14 protein-coding genes are annotated in these 17713 nt (G+C 69.9%); 9 read left to right on the forward strand and 5 right to left on the reverse strand.

The window, feature by feature from the left end; genetic code table 11:
* The first annotated feature begins 1 nt into the window (after position 1).
* The 6 genes from BM337_RS01245 (at position 2) to BM337_RS01270 (ending at position 7758) form a co-directional block, all read left to right on the forward strand.
* Complete coding sequence (locus BM337_RS01245) at positions 2-631, forward strand: DUF7504 family protein (RefSeq protein WP_089813141.1); 630 nt, start codon at positions 2-4, stop codon at positions 629-631.
* Positions 632-684: 53 nt separating this feature from the next.
* Positions 685-1269, forward strand: coding sequence for a HalX domain-containing protein (locus BM337_RS01250; protein WP_089813144.1), 585 nt, complete (start codon positions 685-687; stop codon positions 1267-1269).
* A 311-nt stretch (positions 1270-1580) separates the two neighbouring features.
* Entirely contained in the window at positions 1581-3524 is a 1944-nt protein-coding gene (locus tag BM337_RS01255; RefSeq protein WP_089813146.1) for an MEDS domain-containing protein, read from the forward strand.
* A 108-nt stretch (positions 3525-3632) separates the two neighbouring features.
* Complete coding sequence (locus BM337_RS01260; RefSeq protein ID WP_089813148.1) at positions 3633-3890, forward strand: DdfA family disk-determining factor; 258 nt, start codon at positions 3633-3635, stop codon at positions 3888-3890.
* 180 nt (positions 3891-4070) lie between these two features.
* A complete protein-coding gene (locus tag BM337_RS01265; protein ID WP_089813150.1) occupies positions 4071-5573 on the forward strand; it encodes an oligosaccharide flippase family protein in 1503 nt (500 codons plus the stop codon).
* Between the two features lie 313 nt (positions 5574-5886).
* The gene (locus BM337_RS01270; protein WP_089813152.1) at positions 5887-7758 is read left to right on the forward strand and encodes a right-handed parallel beta-helix repeat-containing protein; all 1872 of its coding nucleotides are present in this window, start codon (positions 5887-5889) and stop codon (positions 7756-7758) included.
* A gap of 63 nt (positions 7759-7821) precedes the next feature.
* Here BM337_RS01270 and BM337_RS20875 read toward each other — a convergent pair whose 3' ends face one another.
* From BM337_RS20875 to BM337_RS01295, 5 genes are all read right to left on the reverse strand, one after another.
* Positions 7822-9219, reverse strand: a complete 1398-nt coding sequence (locus BM337_RS20875; protein ID WP_089813154.1) for a hypothetical protein — start codon at positions 9217-9219, stop codon at positions 7822-7824.
* A 104-nt stretch (positions 9220-9323) separates the two neighbouring features.
* Positions 9324-10763 (reverse strand): hypothetical protein, encoded by a 1440-nt coding sequence (locus tag BM337_RS01280; RefSeq protein WP_089813156.1) that lies wholly within the window; start codon positions 10761-10763, stop codon positions 9324-9326.
* A 196-nt stretch (positions 10764-10959) separates the two neighbouring features.
* Positions 10960-12096 (reverse strand): glycosyltransferase family 2 protein, encoded by a 1137-nt coding sequence (locus tag BM337_RS01285; RefSeq protein WP_143117607.1) that lies wholly within the window; start codon positions 12094-12096, stop codon positions 10960-10962.
* Positions 12097-12248: 152 nt separating this feature from the next.
* Positions 12249-13226: a DUF1616 domain-containing protein gene (locus BM337_RS01290; protein ID WP_089813160.1), complete on the reverse strand. Its 978-nt coding sequence runs from the start codon at positions 13224-13226 to the stop codon at positions 12249-12251.
* Positions 13227-13230: 4 nt separating this feature from the next.
* Positions 13231-15183, reverse strand: a complete 1953-nt coding sequence (locus BM337_RS01295; protein WP_089813162.1) for a hypothetical protein — start codon at positions 15181-15183, stop codon at positions 13231-13233.
* A gap of 532 nt (positions 15184-15715) precedes the next feature.
* Between BM337_RS01295 and BM337_RS01300 the strand changes: the two genes are divergently transcribed.
* The 3 genes from BM337_RS01300 to BM337_RS01310 all read left to right on the forward strand — a co-directional run bounded on the left by BM337_RS01300 (position 15716) and on the right by BM337_RS01310 (position 17700).
* Positions 15716-15907 (forward strand): hypothetical protein, encoded by a 192-nt coding sequence (locus BM337_RS01300; RefSeq protein WP_089813164.1) that lies wholly within the window; start codon positions 15716-15718, stop codon positions 15905-15907.
* Between the two features lie 110 nt (positions 15908-16017).
* Positions 16018-16737 carry a profilin-fold protein gene (locus BM337_RS01305; RefSeq protein WP_089813166.1) on the forward strand — a complete coding sequence of 240 codons (720 nt, stop codon included), beginning with the start codon at positions 16018-16020 and terminating at the stop codon, positions 16735-16737.
* A 240-nt stretch (positions 16738-16977) separates the two neighbouring features.
* On the forward strand, positions 16978-17700 hold the full coding sequence (locus tag BM337_RS01310) for a cellulose synthase operon protein YhjQ/BcsQ (RefSeq protein ID WP_089813168.1): 723 nt from the start codon (positions 16978-16980) through the stop codon (positions 17698-17700).
* Positions 17701-17713: the final 13 nt, after the last annotated feature.

The raw sequence follows: 17713 nt of genomic DNA on the forward strand, positions 1-17713 counted from the left end.
AATGACCGGCTTCCCCCACCTCGACCAGGCGGCCCTCGACGACGCGACGAACATCCTCCTCGTCGCACCGGAAGTCGGCCAGTCCGTCGAGTCGCTCTTCGCCGAACTGCTGGTATCGCTCGAATCACCGCCGGACCACGTCGTCGGCGTGACGATGTCGAAGTCCCCGTGGGACTTCCTGGAGCCGTGGCGACGGTCGTTCCCGCGCGGGTCGACGTCGTTCTCGTTCGTCTCGACCGACGGTATCTCGCGGTCGGTGGCCGCCGCGGACACCAGCGACGACGCCGGGACGGGTTCGGACGTCACGCACGTCGACGACGTCCTCCCCGTCGAGGCGTTCGGTCAGACCGTCGCCGACGAGGTGGCCGACCACGGCGCCGGCACGGCGATGTGTTTCTACTCGCTGACCGACCTGCTGGAGTACGTCGACGTGGAGACGGCCTTCGACTTCCTCCACGTCGTCCTCTCGCGCGTGCGACGCAACGGCGCCCGCGGCGTCTACCACGTCGACGCCGACGTCCACGACCCGGCGACGCTCGTCAAGCTGTCGACGCTGTTCGACCTCGTCGTCCAGTTCGACCGGAACCGGCCCCCTGGTGGTACCGGGACTCCCACAGGGGGTCCGACGTGAGCGGGGCTGCTGGTACCGGTTCGAGCGGCGGCCCCAGGCTGGAGTGAGTGACTATGGATAGGACATATCTAGACGACGCCGAAGTCGGTATCGGTACGAGGAACGACGCGGTGCTGGTGTGTGTGACCGACGGGACCGAGCGGGCACGGCTGGCGTCGGTGCTCAGGCAGGACTACCCGGTCCGGACGGCCGACTCCGAGTCCGACGCGCTCGCCAGTCTGGACGGCAACGTCACCGTCCTCGTCGTCGACGAGACGAGCGACGAATTCACCCTCGACCACCTGGTCGAGACGGGCACGGAGCGCGACTGTCGCTTCCAGGTCGCGGCTATCGCCGACGCGCCCGTCGCCGAGTCGCTCCGCGACCGGTGTGACGGGGTCGTCGAGAAACCGATCGACGACCAGACGCTCCGGACCACGGTCCGGTGGCTCCACCGTCGCGGCCGGTACGACCGGACGCTCGCGACGTACTACGCGCTCTCGGAACGCTACGCCGAACTCGTGACGGGTACTGACGCGACCGCCGACGAACTGGCCTCCGTCGAGGAGCAACTCGCCCGGCTTCGCGAGGAACTCGACGACGTCGGCGACTCGCTGGAAGACGGCGACGCCTTCGAGGTCGCACTGTCCCGGGACTGATAGTAGTCATTGTGACGTTTCTCCGACGTTCGGCGAGTGGCCGGACGGGTCGTCGCACCGGCGGGATCTCGGTCGCCGTCGAGTGCGTACGATGCGGCGAACGGTGACCGTCGTCTGCTGGCGCTCGGTCCCGACCGCTGCCGACTGAGGTACCTAAAGAGCTAGGCCATGCCCCCTTCACTTCGTATCGCATACGCCCTTCGTACGCGCGTTGTCGGTCGTCGCCGGTGGGATCGGTGGCCCGAGGCGGGGAGGAACGGAACGGCCGTCACCGACCATCGAGCGCGACCGGGACGACGAGCGACTCTCCAATGCAACACCCTCTCGGATCCAACGCCAGCGGCGGTGGTGACCTCCTGGGCGCCGAGCAGCGGCGGATCGACGCCGCGTTCGACCACGGTGGCCCGGCCAACCACGCGGCCCTGCTTTACGAGAGCCGGGACGAGCAGTTCGGGGCTGTCGTCCCGTTCATTCGGGCGGGCCTGGAACGCGGCGACCGGTGCCTCTACGTCGTCGACGACACCGCGACGGCCGACGTCGTCGCGGCGATGGAACGGGCGGGCCTCGCCGTCGCGGCGGCCCGAGAGACGGGACAACTCACCGTTCACTCGACGGACGACGTCTACCGCTCCGGCGGGTCGTTCGACCCGGCGGCGACGATCGCGTTCCTGGACGAGACGGTGTCCGACGCCGTCGAGGACGGGGGGTACGACCACGTCAGGTTCACCGCCGAGATGACGTGGGCGGCCGGTGGCGAGCGCGGCGCGGTCGCCGACGCGCTCGTCGAGTACGAGGCGACGCTCAACGAGTTCTGGTCGGACGTGCCGATGACCGGCCTCTGCCAGTACGACCGCGACCGGTTTCCGCCGGCCGTGTTGCGGGACGTCGTCCGGACCCATCCCAGCCTGGTCGCCGACGGGGCGGTCTGTCCGAACGCGTTCTACGTCCCCCCGGACGAGTTCCTGGCCGACGGCCCGACCGAGGCGACCGTGGACCGCCAGCTCGACGCCGTCCGCGCCCACCACGAGCGTCGGGTCAGCGCCCGGTCGTACCGGCAACTCGTCGGGGACGTAATCGCGGCCCTGGTGACGGCGTCGGCCCGCGAGGCGGTCGACCGCGGGGTCTGCGACGCCCTGACCGACGTCCCGGGCTGGCGCTTCGCCTGGGTCGGGGAGACGAACGCGACGAGCGACCGACTCACCCCGAGAGCGACGGCCGGGGAGTCTGCGTCGTACCCGGACGACGTGCCCGTCGCCGCGACTGCCGATCTGGCGGCGGAACCGGCTGGCCGCGCGGCGGCAACCGGTTCGGTGCAGGTCGTCGACGACGTCGACGCGGCGACCGACGACGCCGACTGGCGAGGGGCGGCCCGCGACCGCGGGTTCGACGCCGTCGTCGCGGTGCCCCTCGTCTACGAGGGCGTCTCCTACGGGGTGGTGTCCGTCTACGGCGACGAACCGGGGGCCTTCGACGACCGGGCGCAGTCGGTGCTCGCCGACGTCGGGCGGGCGGTCGCCTTCGCCTGCAACGCGATGGACCGGCGCCGGGCCCTCGTCAGCGGCCGGGCGACCGAACTCGCACTCGCCCTCCCCGACGGCGACTCCTTCGTCGACTTCGCCGTCCGGACGGGCGAGACGGTCCAGGTGGACGGCGTCGTGCCGGAACCGGACGCGGACGGCGAGGCCGGCGATCGACTGGGCGTGTTTCTCACCGTCGAGGGGGCGACACGCGAACGGGTCGAGACGGCCGCGGCGGCCGCCGATGCGTTCACCTCGCTCTCCCTGGTCGCCGACGGGGACGGCGAGGTGACCTACGACGCGGTCGTCGACGGCGCGGGACTGCTCGGCACGCTGCTCGACCACGCGGTCGTCCCGAAGTCGGTGGCGCCCGACGGCGAGGGCGGCCGCGCCGTCGTCCGACTCCCCCCGGGGACCGACGTCGCCTCGTTCGTCGGCATGGTCCGGGACCGATACCCCGGGACCGACCTGGTGGCCCGTCGCGAGGTCGAGACCGAGTCGACGACCCGGGCGGACTTCCGGGCGGCGCTGCGCGAACGGCTCACCGACCGCCAGTGGGACGCGCTCCAGATGGCCTACCTGAGCGGCTACTTCGAGTGGCCCCGGGAGCGCTCCGGCCAGGAGGTCGGCGAACGCCTCGACGTCAGCCAGCCGACGTTCAACCGGCACCTCCGGGACAGCCTCCGCAAACTCCTGACGCCGATATTCGACGACGGCGACGGGGCCCGTCGGCGATAGCACCCCCCTGGTGTGACCCGGTTCTACAGACGTACAAACAGCCGCTATCCGGGACGACGCGCAACACACTGTCGTGATAGCACCGTGAGCGAGCGACGACGAACGGTGATGACACTGGGGGACGAACAGGCGATCAGCCGGGCCGTGATCGAGACGGTCGCCGACGCGACGTCGCGCGAGGAGACTGACCTGCCGCCGCTGTTCCGGACGATCGACCCGGAGGCCGTCGACGCGCTCCTCGCGCCCCGCCCGTCTGGGCGGGCCGAACCGCTGACGCTCAGCTTCGAGTACGCCGGCTGTCGCGTCTCCGTCGAGCGGTCGGACGCAGACGCCGTCGCGATCACGGCGACCGTCGAGCCGGAATGAGACGCGTCTCTCACTGGTAGACGCCGTATTACCTTGCCCGGGCCGTGCACGGATCGGAGCGATGGGACTGCCGATCGTCTCGACGGGGCTACCAGCGGTCGCCTCGCGAGCGCGTGCACCCGGCCTCACCGGGCAGGACAGCGTCGGATCGATACGGGACCGAGCGGGGCGCAGACGGCGATGAACCGCAAACTGACCAGCGGCTTCCTCTCGATCCTGAACGCCAAGATACTGGTCTCGTTCGTCGGCGTACTCTCCCTGCCCCTGGTCGTCCGCGCGCTGGGCGCCGACGGCTACGGGAACTACGCCTTCCTCATGTCGACGTTCTCCATGCTGATGATCCTGGTGAGTTCCGGGGTCACCGAGGGCGTCCAGAAGTTCGTCGCCGAGGAACGGGACCTCGCGGGCTGGCGCGAACAGGTGCTGGGCTTCTACGGAAAGCTCGCCGTCGGGCTGGCGCTGGTCGGGAGCGTCCTCGTGGCGGGCGCCACCTGGCTCGGGCTGGTCGACGGCCTGCTCTCGCCCCGGTTCCGGATTTACTTCTACCTGCTGGCTGGGCTGGTGGTCGCGGCACAGCTCCGGGCGTTCGTCCGGCGGTCGCTGATGGGCGTCGGTCTCGAGAAGTACTCCGAGTCGCTGGTCGTGACCGGGAAGCTCACCTGGCTCGGCGTCAGCCTGGGACTGGCGTGGGTCGGCTACGGCGTCGCGGGTTTCCTGGTCGGCAAGATCGCCGCCTCGGCGCTCACGGCCGTCGTCGGCGGGTTCGTCCTCTCGCGACACGTCTCGATCCCCCGCGTCCTCCGGCCGAGTGGGCCCTCCTTTCCGCGGCGGGAGCTGCTGTCGTTCAACGGGCTCAACATCGTGCTGGTCCTCCTGCTCATGTCGCTGTTCCACGTCGACATCGTGATGCTCCGGCTCCTGGGCGACAGCGCGCAGACGGGCTACTACAAGGCGGCGCTGGCGCTGGCCGAGTACATGTGGCTCGTCCCGATATCGCTCCAGACGCTGTTGCTCCACTCGACGTCGAACCTCTGGTCGAACGACCGGCGTGAAGCGATTTCGGACCTGGCCACGAGGGTCACGCGCTACGCGTTCCTGCTGACGGCGCTGCTGGCCATCGGCGTCTACGCGCTGGCCGACCGGTTCGTCCCGTTCTACTACGGCCAGGCGTTCGTCGTCCTGCTGGAGCCACTGACGCTGCTGTTGCCGGGCGCGCTCGGCTTCGCGCTCGCCCGGCCGCTGTACGGGATCAACCAGGCCAACGGGAACCTCCGGCCACTCATCGTCGCCACCGGCGGGGCGGCCGCCGTCAACGCCGGCCTGAACTACGCCCTGATCCCCCTGTACGGCATGTCAGGGGCCGCCGCCGCGACGAGCGTCGGCTACGGGTCGATGTTCGTCCTCCAGGTCGCCTGCGCTCGCCACCTCGGCTACGACCCGCTCTCGGGGCTGCGACCGGTCAGACTCCTCGCGACGGTCGCCGTCGGTGCGCCGCTGATCGTCGGGCTCGACGCGCTCGTCTCGAGCACGCTCGTCGCGTTCGCCGTCGTCCCCGCCGTCGGCTTCCTCGCGTTCGCCGCCGCCGCGCTCGGCACCGGTGCCCTCGACGCCGAGGAACTGCTGGAGGCGGCCGAACTGTTACCGGATCCGGTCGAACGCGGCGTCCGGCTGATCGTCCCGTAGGCTCTCAACGGGCTACCGTCCGGGACGCGCGTGGCCAGTATTGAAGCGTTACGGCCGGGTAAGCGGACCGTACTACCCTCTTCTTGTTATCAGAGTGGCTCTTTATCCGCCCTTTCGGACGAGGAGTTCGCCTCTACCTGGTAACTATCTCGCTGTAACTGGTCCCTCCCGGAACGTAACCGACGCCAATCAGGGAGGTTTCAGCCAGTTACTCGCGACAACACTTAACCTAAAACTCCAGAGAAAGCCGGGTACAGTGACAGAGAAAGACGACGCTACTGCTGGTAAGGAGCGATTAATCGATAGGCGAAGTATGCTGACGCTGACTGGCTCGGCCGCGGCCGCGACGCTACTCGGCGTCGGGAGTGCCAGCGCCCAGCCCACGCCCTCGAAGCACATGCTGCTGGACACGACCGACACCGAGGAGGTCTGCCACTACGTCGTCGAGGCCTCGGAGGCCATCGAGGTCGTCCCGACCGACGGGAACACCGTCTCGACCGCGACCGACACCCGCGTCGAGGGCGACGTCGACCAGGGCTACGTCGCTCTCAGGTACGACGGCTGGATCTCGACCATCGAGATCGACGGCCGGGCCTACGTCCGCTTCGGTGATTCGGCCGAGAAGCTGTTCCCCGACACGGGCCGGAAGGTCGTCGTCACCTCGCCGACCGAGGTCGACTACCAGTTCACGGCGACCGGGGACATCGAGCGCGTCGAGGACGGGAGCCGGAACGCCGCCGAGACGCAGAACGACTCGATCACCGAGAACGACGACGGGACGGTCACCGCCGACGGCTTCACCGGCAACGGCTACGGCGACTCCTTCACCGTCTACGGCGACGTCACCGAGTTCACCCCGCTCGAGGGTGACTACACGATCACCGTCGACGGCCAGGAGACGACGGCCTACGAACTCACCGGCCAGGAGCCCGAACAGTCGAAGCGCCTGCGCATCGTCTCGCCCACGGAGATCGACTACACCTTCACCGTCACGGGCGGCGCCGTGCGCGTCGAGGACGGCAGCAAGTACGAGGCCGAGACCAACAACGACACCATCGAGCAGAACGCCGACGGCACCTACCAGGTCAGTGGACTCACCGGGAACGGCTACGGCGACACCTTCGACCTGACGGGCGACGTCACCGCCTTCTCCCCCATGGAGGGCGAGTTCACGCTCACCCTCGACGGCGAGGAGGTTTCGGCCTACGAGCTCACCGGCGAGGAACCGCCGGCCGAGGACGAGTCGGCCGAGGACGGCCCCGTTATCGGCGGCGGTGAGGGGTACGAACACACCGTCCCCGAGTCCGCGGCCGACGTCGTCGTCTCGACGAAGGCCCAGCTGAACGACGCGCTCCAGAGCGCCTCCGCCGGCGACGTCGTCTACGTCAGCGGCGACGCCGACATCTACATGGGGGAAAGCGAGTTCTCCATCCCGAGCGGCGTCACGCTCGCCTCGGACCGGGGCATCGACGGCGCGGCCGGCGGCCGCCTCTACACCGACCGCCACCCGTGGCCGATGCTCGAAGCGGCCGACGACGTCCGCGTCACCGGCCTCCGGATCGAGGGGCCCCGGAGCGACTGGTACGACCGGGGCGTCCTCGAACAGGGCCTGACGCTTTCCGGCAGCGGCTGTGAGGTCGACAACGTGGAGGCCTACGGCTGGGGCTGGGCGGCGGTCCGGTGCCAGCAGTCGGCCCACGTCCACCACAGCGAACTCCACACCAACACCGAGGACGGCTCGGGCTACGGCGTGGCGACGACGAGCGCGAACGACGTCCTCGTCGAGTACAACCACTTCTACGACAACCGTCACAGCGTCGAATCGACGGGCGGCGACTACACGGCCCGCTACAACCACGTCACCGGCAAGGCTATCTCTCACGTCTTCGACCAGCACGAGCCCGGTGGCGACCGGATCGAGATCTACAACAACACCGTCGAGGTCGTCGACCAGGACCGGAAGGACAAGAACGCGCCGGCGGTGGCCATCCGTGGCGTCCCCTCGGACGGCGCCTACATCCACGACAACTGGTTCTACAACCCCGAAGAACCCCGGAGCACCCCCGACGGCTGGACCGACGAGGCCATCATCCAGGTCCACGTCGACTCCTGGGAGAACGTCGAGTTCGAGAACAACCACTACGGCTCCTCCGAGCCGTCGTCGGACGACGTCGGCTGTCCCTGACGCGGCCGACCGTCACGCGCTCGACTCCGCGGTCCGTCCAGCGGCGATTCGCACCGGATACCGCTACAGCGCGACCCAGTTACGGCCGTCCGGCTGGGCGCGGTAGGCCGTCCAGGGCTCGGTCGACGTGTCCCAGACGGTGGCGCCGGTCGCCCCGGCGTAGTCGGCGTGGCCGTTCCACTCGCCCTCGACGGCCGGGTCGCCGTCGTTGGTCCCCCAGCGGTTGATCAGCGTCCGGACCCCCTCGTCGGTGACGTGCTCGTAGTCGACGTTGGCGACGTTGTCGAGGACGCTCTCGGTACCGCCTTCGATAGTGATCTTCCAGGGCTCGCCGGCGGTGCCGCCGATGCCGTTCACGTAACAGTCGTCGTCCTCGACGCGGAGCAGGGTGGTCGAGTACTCCTCGCTGGTGCGCTCGCCCCAGACGCCGCTGGCGCGCACCGACGATCCGCTGGCCCGCAACAGCGGCCGCCAGCCGTCCGCTCGCCCCCAGTTCCGGGCGAAGACGTTCGAGATGGGCGAGTTGCCGGTGCCGTCGACGATGGCGCTCTGCTTGGCGCCCTCGACGTGCATGTTCGAGATGGAAAAGCGCGAGGTCCCCCGGAAGCCGGCGTTCAGCCCCTCCTTCAGGATGACGTCGGCGTACTGGTTGCCAGGCGTCGTGTTGACGATGCCATCGTTGCCGCCGGCGGAGAAGATGGTGACGTTCGTGAAGTGGCTCTCGGCGCCCTCTATTAGGAAGCCGGAACCGATGGCGTGGACGTTGTCCACCTTCAGCCGGTTGCCCCCGCCCAGGTAGAGCGCGTGGCCGTTCACGTTCTCGACCCAGGCGTTCTGGACGCGACAGCCGCTGGCGCTGGCCGCGAGGTGGAGCGCGTCGCCGCCGCCCCAGCGGAAGATGACGTTCTCGAAGGTGTAGTCGATGACGTTGCCGTCCGTCTCGACGATGTTCGCGTCGCCGCTCCGGTCGCCCTCGCCGGCCCCGTAGACGGTCATGTTGCGGACGCCGCCGAAGTTGCCGGCTTTCCCCGCCAACCTGACCGTCGGCGTCGACGGTTCGTCCGCGGCGTGGCGCAGCGTCGTCGTCCGGACGCCCTCGCCCTGGAGGTACGTCGACGTGTCGCTGTAGTCGAAGTCGGGGTCGGTCTCGACGCCGTCTGTCTCGAACCAGCCGCTCCCGAACTCGACGGTGCCGTGGTAGTCGGCGAACAGGTCCGCCGGCACCTGGTAGGGATCCTCACGCGTGCCCGAGCCATCGTCGGCCTGCGCGCGGACCTGCGGAATGCCGTTCAACAGTCCCGTCTCGATGGCCTCCCGGGTCGTCACCTCCCCGTTCGGGGCCTGCTGGTCGGTCTTCGCGGCACCCTGCCCCGCGTCCAGATCCACACCCTGACAGCCGGCGACGGCGGCCGAGGCGGCCCCCGCCAGCTGCAGCAGCGTCCGTCGTCGTAGCGATGTCATCGGTCTCGAGTGGACCGTCCGTCCCCCGACCGATTGTTATTTCGCGGCTGAGGGGTCGTAGAAGCAACCTACGGCCGCGCACCCACACTGGTCCTGGTCTCTCCTCACTGCTCGCTATCCAGCGCGTCGCCCGTTCGAACGTCGAGCGTCTCCACTGTCGACCGTCGTCCCCGGACCGGAATCCCTGGCACGTCGATCTCGCCGCCGTCGACGACGCAGTTCTCGCAGGCCGTGAAGGAGAGGCCGTTGCGGCCCGGGCCGGTCCCGCTGACGGTGCAGTCCTCGAAGGCGACGTCCGCGCGGCCGGCGATCTCGACGGCCCACCCGCCGGCGGCCGACCCGGTGACTGTGACGTTCTCGAAGGTCGGGCCCGGGGACGGGTCCGCCGCGTCGTCGTCGAGGGCCCGGACGGCGGGGGTGTCGTCGCGGTCGACGCGGATGGTCGTGTCCCGGATCGTCGACGTCCCGGCGTTCGGGTGGAAGACGAGGCCGCCGAACCCCTCGCCAGCGTCTTCGCCGATCCGGATCTCGCAGTCCTCGACCACGATGCCGCTTCGGTTGCGGATTCGGAGGCCGCGGGCGTTCATCGCGCCGGCGTGGGAGGGCGGGCGCTCGTCGACGACGACGGTGACGTCCCGCGCCGTCGAGTCGGTCGAGCCGAGGCGGACGTTGGCGATGTTGTTGTTCGCGTAGCGCCCGCCGCGGACGTGGACCGTGCCGTCGCGGCCTCGCAGGGCCTCGTCGTCCCGGCCCGGCGCGGAGGCGTACAGCCCGTTGTTCGGGAAGTTGCGCACCTCGCAGTCGACGAACTCGAGGGTACCCGCGTGGGCCGCGCCGACGTAGAGGCCGACGGCGTTGCCCCCGTCGTGGCCGCCGTCGCGGGCGACGACGTGCTCGACGGTGCCGGTCGCGGACTCCTCGCGGACGTCGAACCGGAAGGCGGCGGGGTTGCCCGGCAACGACTCGTCGGGCATCGTCCCGCGCACGCGGAGGTCTCGCACCGCGAAGTCGCCCCGGGAGAAGACCTGCGTCGCGCCGCCGGCGCCGGACGCGCGGTAGTCCAGCGTGAACCCCTCGAACAGAAAGTCGCTGACGCCGTGGAACTGCAGGAACTGGTGCCCGATGTCGACGGCGGGCCGGCCGGGGACGAGGCTCGTCTCGGCGGGCGACTCGGCGACCAGCCCCGCGTTCGAGACGTCCTCCACGCGGAGCGAGTTGACCCGGTAGGTGCCCGCCGGGACGTACGCCAGGGTGTCGTCGGCGACGACCCGCTCCAGGACGTCGTCGATGGGCTCGGATCCGTCCGGGCTGGCGCCGGCGGCGACGACGTCCACGTACTCGTCGAACCGGTCGTCGTACGCCGCCGCGAGGCGCTCCCGCGATGTCGGCGTCGTCGGCGTGGGGGAGTCCGTGGTCTGGTCTCGGTCCGGAGTCGTCGTCTCGGGCGTTTCGTCGCGGAACTGGCAGCCCGCGACGGCGGCCGGGAGGGTGACGGCGGCCCCGCGGCGGAGGAACGCCCGCCTGGAGGAACGGTCGCCGGTCATGGCTGATTCGCGGGCGCCGCTTCTGCGTGGGCGGGTGGCCCGCTCTGGAGCGACCGAGCGGGCGCGGCGTCGTCGGTGATCATGTGGTGTGGGTTCCTCGCGTGCGGGTTAGTTACGCAGTCGCTGTGTCTCCGTCGCGTCGTCCGGCGCCGGGCAGCCGTCGCCTACCGGGGGGTTGCCAGCGTCGACTGGGCCGTCACTCCGCCCTCGACGGCGTCCGGCTCTTGGGGCCGTCCGATTCCGCGACAGCGTCCGGTTCCGCGACGCGCTCGGCGACCTCCACGGGGAACGCGGAGTGCTCGGGCGGCGGCATGAAGAAGCCCCGGACGAACCCGGCGCTGCTGAGGACGTACGTCCCCAGCCGCTGGGTCGCGTCGGCGTGACCCTCCCAGGCGACGTCGGCGGCGAACGTGACGAGCGAGACGGCGAGCCACGCCACCGCCAGTGCGGGCTGGACGAGCAGGCTCGTCGCCCCGGCGGCGAGCCAGCCGTAGAAGACCGCCCGGTAGCGGTACCGGTCGACGAACTTCCACACCGTCCGCGGCGAGTGGACGCTCTTCCGGACGGCCTGGCCGAGGCCGAAGTAGTAGCCGTTGCGCCACCGGCGGCACAGTTCGGCCGCCCCGGGCGAGCAGGGGTGGGAGGCCGCGACGATCGGGAGGCGTCGGACGTCGTAGCCCGCCTCCGTTATCCGGTAGCCCAGTTCGACGTCTTCGAGCGCCCGCAGGAACGGGTCGAACCCGTCGACCTGGTCGAGCACGTCGGCGTCGTAGATGGCGACGCCGCGTAGCGCCTCGACCGGCTCGGGGTCGGTGGCCTCGGCGGTGTTGAGGTGGCCGTCGAGGCCGGCGACGTCGTCGCGCTGGTCGAGGACGCGCCGGGCGCGGTCGAGCCACTCTCCCGAGATGCGCATGTCGCCGTCGACGAACAGCAACTGGTCGCCGGTGGCGCGCTGGTGGCCGACGTAGCGGCCCGCACCCGGAGTCGTAAGGTCGTCGTCGGGGATCCGCAGTACCGTCACCGGGTACTCGCGGGCGAGTTCGACCGTCCGGTCCGTCGAGTTCGAGTCGACGACGATCACCTCGGTCGACGGGTCGTCCGCGACGGCCGCCAGGACCGACTCCAGGCAGGTCTCGATCCGGTCTTCCTCGTTGTACGTCGGGACGACGACGGACAGTGACGGGCGAGTGCTCGATTCGGCTGTCGCCCGCCCTGACCGGGTCTCCGTGCGGCGGCGCGACCACTGGACGTCGTTCGGTTCGTCGGACGGGTCGCTGCGCCGGTCCCGGGACGGTCGCCCGTTCCCGGCGTCGGATCCGACGTCACTCGCCATCCGCGTCACCTGCGTGTCGGCGCGTCGTGTCTGGTAGCATCAGTTACTCACTCGTTTGTCTCCGATCTCGTCCGGAGCGTCACCGCGGCGTTCGTTAGTTATGTATCGTGTACTCCCGAACTCTGGCCGACCGGAGTCCGGTGATCCGCCGACTACGTTATCTCGACCGGCAGGTGGACGACGCGGTGGGCAGACTCCCGGTCGGGCTCTGCGGGCGCCTCCCCCTCGTAGAGGAGGAAGGCCAGCGTGCGGTCGCCGGTGGTCGTCGGGGTCACCGCGGACGTCTCGATGGTGGCGTTTCCGGGTCGGACGGTGGTCGAGAACCGGTCGAGCTCTTCGCGCTCCTCGACCGTCGCGTTCGCGCCCGCGCCCGACCGTTCCTGTAGCTGGGCGACCACGGTGTACTCCCTGGGCTGTGCACTGTGCTGTTCGATGCCCAGCGTGTACTCGGCCGTCTCGCCGTCGGCGATGTCGGTCGTGTAGCCGCTGGCCTCGTACTCGCCGTCGGCCGTCTCCGTGACCAGGTAGAACTCCGTCTCGGCGGCCTGGTCGCCGGTGACGGCCATCGTCGCGCTGCCGACCAGCATGAGGACCGCGATGGTCGCACAGCCGAGGGTGATCCCGTCGGTGGGGACGCCGGCCAGCAGCGACGGGCCGGTCGCCGGGCCGCCCGCCGCTCCCGCGACGTGTGCGCCACCGGAGTCGCGCCGGTGTGCGGCGACGACCGCCGCGAGGACGGTGACGGCGGCGACGCCGGCCAGTACGGGCACCAGGGCGACGCCGACGACGAAGTCGAGCACGAGCGCGACGAGCGGGACGACGGCGACGCTCGCGACGACGGACAGCGTCAGCCGTTCGAGTCGCGAGAGCCCGTCGTGGCTCTGGCGCACGCCGAGACGGTCGCCGGGCCCGTCGGCGCTCGCGGGGTGGCCCGTGGCGGGCGCGATTGCCGTCACGACGGCGTACCCCGGCGCGAACAGCAGGACGGGCAGGGCCAGCGGGACGGCGACGGCAGTCGGCAGGTCGCCGACCAGCGCCAGCACGGCGGTCACTGCGACGACGTAGCCGGCGGCGACGGCCAGGTCGGTGTGCGATGCGACGCGTCCGGAGAGTGTGGTGGTTCCTGACATCGTTCTAGACTGTGGCGGGTGACTGGCAGTAGCGGACCTCCTCGTTGGCGTAGAGGACGGCCGTTTCGCCACCGCAGACGGTCGATTCCCGCAGCTGGACCTGGACCCAGTCGTCCTGATATCTCGCGGAGGCCGCGCCGTGGGTCTGGTACTCCCGGTAGACGGCCGCGTCGGCGCCGACGGTGCCGTCGTCACCGAGCGCCAGTCCCTCTACCTCCTCGCCCTGCCAGCGGGTGAACAGCGTTCGGTAGGGGTGGTCGGTCTGGAGCGCTGGGGCGCCGTCGGGGTGGATGGTGCTCACCGTCTCGACGGCGGCCAGTTCGGCACTCGTCCCGGAGTAGCGCGGGTAGTGCTCGTCGAACATCGGGTCGCCCGGCGCCGCCTTGTTCGAGACCAGCATCGCGCCGGGGAACACCAGTGCGAAGACGAGCAGGCCGGCGACGACGGCCCGCGAGGAGAGCCGCGTCGAGAGGTATCGCACCCCGATGGCCGCGATGATGGCCATCGGCGCGTACATGAACGCGTACCACCGTCCCGGGAGGAAGAGGTTCAGGCCGAACAGCGGCAGCCCCAGCACCACGACGAGCATCCCCGCGGCCGCGATGACGTAGGTGAGCGAGAGCTGTGAGAACCGCTCGCTCCGGACGAGCGCCAGCGAGCCGAGGACGACGGCGGTCAACAGCAGGAAGAAGCCCAGCGCGTCGACGAACTCGACCCACTTCGGGACGTCCGTCACGACGGCCGCGAGGGCGCCGCCCGCGGCCGGCTCTGACCCCATCAGCTGGAGGAAGCCGACCGAGCCGTCGAGGGCCCGCTGGAGGCTGCCGACCATCGTCTCGATGAACGTCCCCGACCCGTAGGGCGTGAACGCCCAGTTGACGACGGTGAGTCCGCAGACCATCGCGAACACCGGCGTCACGTTCGTCGTCTCGCGGCCGGCCGTGACCCGGCCGAGCGAGCCGTGCCTGTCGGCGAGCCAGAGGACCCACTGGGCGGCCACGGCCGCGGCCAGGAAGCAGAGCGTGACGAACGCGGATATCTGGTGCGTGAGCACGACGGCGACGCCGACCAGTATCGTCAGCCCGAAGACGGGCCCCTCGCGGTCGACGAAGAACAGCTTCGTGATGCCGTAGACGACCACCAGGAAGAACACCAGCCCCAGGCTCGTCGGAATGAGGTGGACACCCCACCGGACGACGTGGTCGGCGACGGCGTAGGTGGCCATCGCGAACAGCGACCAGCGGACGGGGAGGAAGTGCCGGGTCGTCAGGTAGACGAGCACGACGGAGAGGGGCATCACCAGCCCGAGCGTCGCGTAGACGGCCAGCCGGATCGAGGTGTTGAACGCCTCGGCGGCGACGACGCCCAGCAGGTGGTACAGCGGCGCGGCGACGTACTTCACGTCCGCGATGGCCGCGAGTGACCCGCCCTCGCGGATCGCCTGCGCGTACTCGGTGACGTGGGTCCAGCTGTCGACCCCGATCAGCCCCGGCGTCGTCGCCAGCGCCGCGAACCGCACCACGAGGGCGAAGGCGACCACTTGCAGGATGATCGACCCGGGACGTAACGCCGAGTCCCGGACGAACAGGACCTGGACGAAGATCAGCGCGCCAACGACTGACGCCAGGCCGAAGAAGGGGAGGCTCCGACCGCCGGTCGTCGTCGCGACGAGCCCCAGCGAACCGACGCCCAGCAGCGTCACGCCGCCGAGGCTCCGACCCGCCAGGTCGGAGAGGCGCCACCGGACGGCCGCGACGTCCTCGCGCCCGAAGTGGGCCGTCACCAGGTAGAGCCCGCTCGCGATGCCGACGAGGACGGGGATCACCTGGATGAAGATGTTCTCGGTCAGGAAGCGCAGCGGGAAGAGGGCGGCCGCCAGCAGCAGACCGGCGACCGCACCGATCTGGTCTATCCGGCCGTCCAGCCAGCCGTCGGTCCTGACTGCCCGGTTGCTCATTCGCTATCGACCTCGCGGCCAGTTGCTCGCGCGCCGGCGCGGTCCGCGGGCCACCAGTCACCCCTCGCCCGTCGACGCGACGTCTGTCTGCCCGTTCGTCTCGGTCCCTCGCTCGAAGTCATGGATCGGCCCTTGCGGTCTCCGGCCATTGTTACGCGCCGACTGACGCCTCCTCTCACTCGAGGGCTACCGGGAGAGAGTGCCTGACATCAGCGCTATAGAGCACCTACCAATAGGGGACTCGCTCCAGTCGATCGCGACGGACGGCGCCGTCGCTCACGAAACGGGATTCCGGTGGGCAGAATACGAGTACCCCTACCCGCTGCCCACCTTCGTACTCGGTGGGTTCGTGAAGTGTGTAATAGGTTTTGTGGTACGTAACTGTCGAGCAGCGATCCGTTCTCCCTGTTTTCGGCAGTGTGCGGTCTGGAAACGACCGATGCCCCTCGACCGTCCGCTCCCGTGGTGGATCGGACCGGACACGACAACTTACGTGCGTGGGGTGTGAACTATCTACACTGGGGAACCAGCGATGCCGACCGAACACTGCGCCATCTGCGGGTCCGCGACGTCCTTCGACGCTACCGTCCACGTCATGCTCAACCCGAGCTACGCCGAGGGGGTCGACGACTACTACGTCTGCCGGGGCTGTCACGAGGACCACCTCGTCGACCTGTTCGTCTACCCCGACGAACCCGACCAGTGGGACGCCCCGACCGGCTGAGTCGATCCGGGCCACGAGTCCGTCTCTCCGGGTGTGACGGCAGTCTCGGGACCGCCTCGTGGCGGCGATGCGACGCCGTTATCCCCCTCGATCCCCTCTTCTCTACAACCATGATCGAGGGACTGGACGCCGACGTCGCCGGCGTCGAAGCCGCCACGGAACGCCGCGACGAGGTCGTCGCCGAGGTCACCGAACACGCCAGCCTGGTCGCCCGGGAACTCTCGATTCTCCAGGGCGGGGACTACGGCCAGGCCGAGTTCGACACCAGCAACGGCACCTGGACGCTGAAGTACGAGGCCGGCACCGTCCAGTACCTCCGGTTCGAGGACGGCGGCACGGAGACGTACGTCGTCTCCTCGAAGCAACAGCCCGAACCGGAGGCGCTCGCCCAGGCGATGGAAGACTACGGGGCGTTCGTGCGGGCGTTCGCCGACCACGTCCGGTCGCTCGACGGCGTGCTCGACCAGGTCGAGACCGACTTCCCCGAGGTGGAATCGACGGAGGACATCGTCGCCGAGCGCGAGCGGATCCTGAGCCGGATCCGGGAGTGTGCCGACCGGATGGCCGGCGAACTCCACCGCGTCGCGGGGTCGAACTACGGCACCTTCGACACCCGCGTCGGCGGGAGCCGCTGGGAACTCAAGTGGGAGGACGGCCGGGCGCAGTACCTCCGGGTCGGCGGCGAAGGCGGCGTCTACCTCCTCTCGCAGTACGAACCACCCTCGCCGAAAGACCTGCGTCGCCACGTCGAGGACGTTCCGGCCTTCGTGGAGGCGTACAACGACCACGTCCAGGAGATCTCCGAGGAACTCTCCACCGTCTCGCTGTAGTGCGCGCCGGACGGAGAAGGCTCTCGGGAGTGAGATAATGGTGGGCAGAACGCACGAGTACCCCTACCCGCTGCCCACTTCGTACCACGTACATGCGAGACGGGGGGAATATGTTTTGTGGTTGCGACGGCGGCCCGGACGCAACTGGTAGTGACCGCCTTCGCCCGGTCGCTATCGGTCCTGGCCGACGGACGCGGCCGTCCGACACTTTTTATCGGGTGACGACACAGTGAATTTACAATGAGCACGACTGTCGCGTTCGTCGGGGTGACCGGCGGAGCGGGGACGACGCGCCTCAGCGTCGAGGCCGGGGCGACGCTCGCCCGCGCCGGCCACTCCGTGGCCGTCCTCGACGCCGCGTTCGCCACCCAGGGCCTGGCCACCCACGTCGAGGGGCGCATCGACCCGGACCTGACCCGCGTCCTCACCGACGAGGCCGCCTTCGGCGACGCTCTCGTGGACGTCTGGCCGGACCTGGAGGGTCGCGCCGCGATCGCGCCGGTTCACGCGCCCTTCGAGCGCGTCGCCCGCGCGAAAGCGCCCGACGCCGCCCGGCAGTTCGAGACCTGCGTCGACCACGCGGCCCGCCAGTTCGACCACGTCGTCGTCGACGTCCCGCCGGTGGCCGACAACCAGTCGGTCGCCGCCGTCACGGGCGTGGACCGGCGCGTCCTCGTCGCGCCCGACGCCCGCCGCGGCGCGGACCTGCTCCCCCGGATGCGGGGCCGACTCGTCGACCTCGGTTCCGAGTCCGACGCGCTGGTCGCCAACCGCGCCGGAGGCGGGGAACCGACCCACCTCCCCGAGGCCGACCACGTCGTCCCGACGGGGGAGGACGGCGTCGTGACGCCGACCTGTGCCACCGCGAACACGGCGTTCGCCGTCGCCGTCGCCGACCTCTCCTCGTCGCTGTTCGACCGCGACATCGAGGTCGACGTCGAATCCGGCGGCCTCCTCGGGTGAGCGCCCGCCGTCA

The organism is Halomicrobium zhouii, from assembly GCF_900114435.1.
In the GTDB taxonomy this organism is placed as follows: Archaea; Halobacteriota; Halobacteria; order Halobacteriales; family Haloarculaceae; genus Halomicrobium; species Halomicrobium zhouii.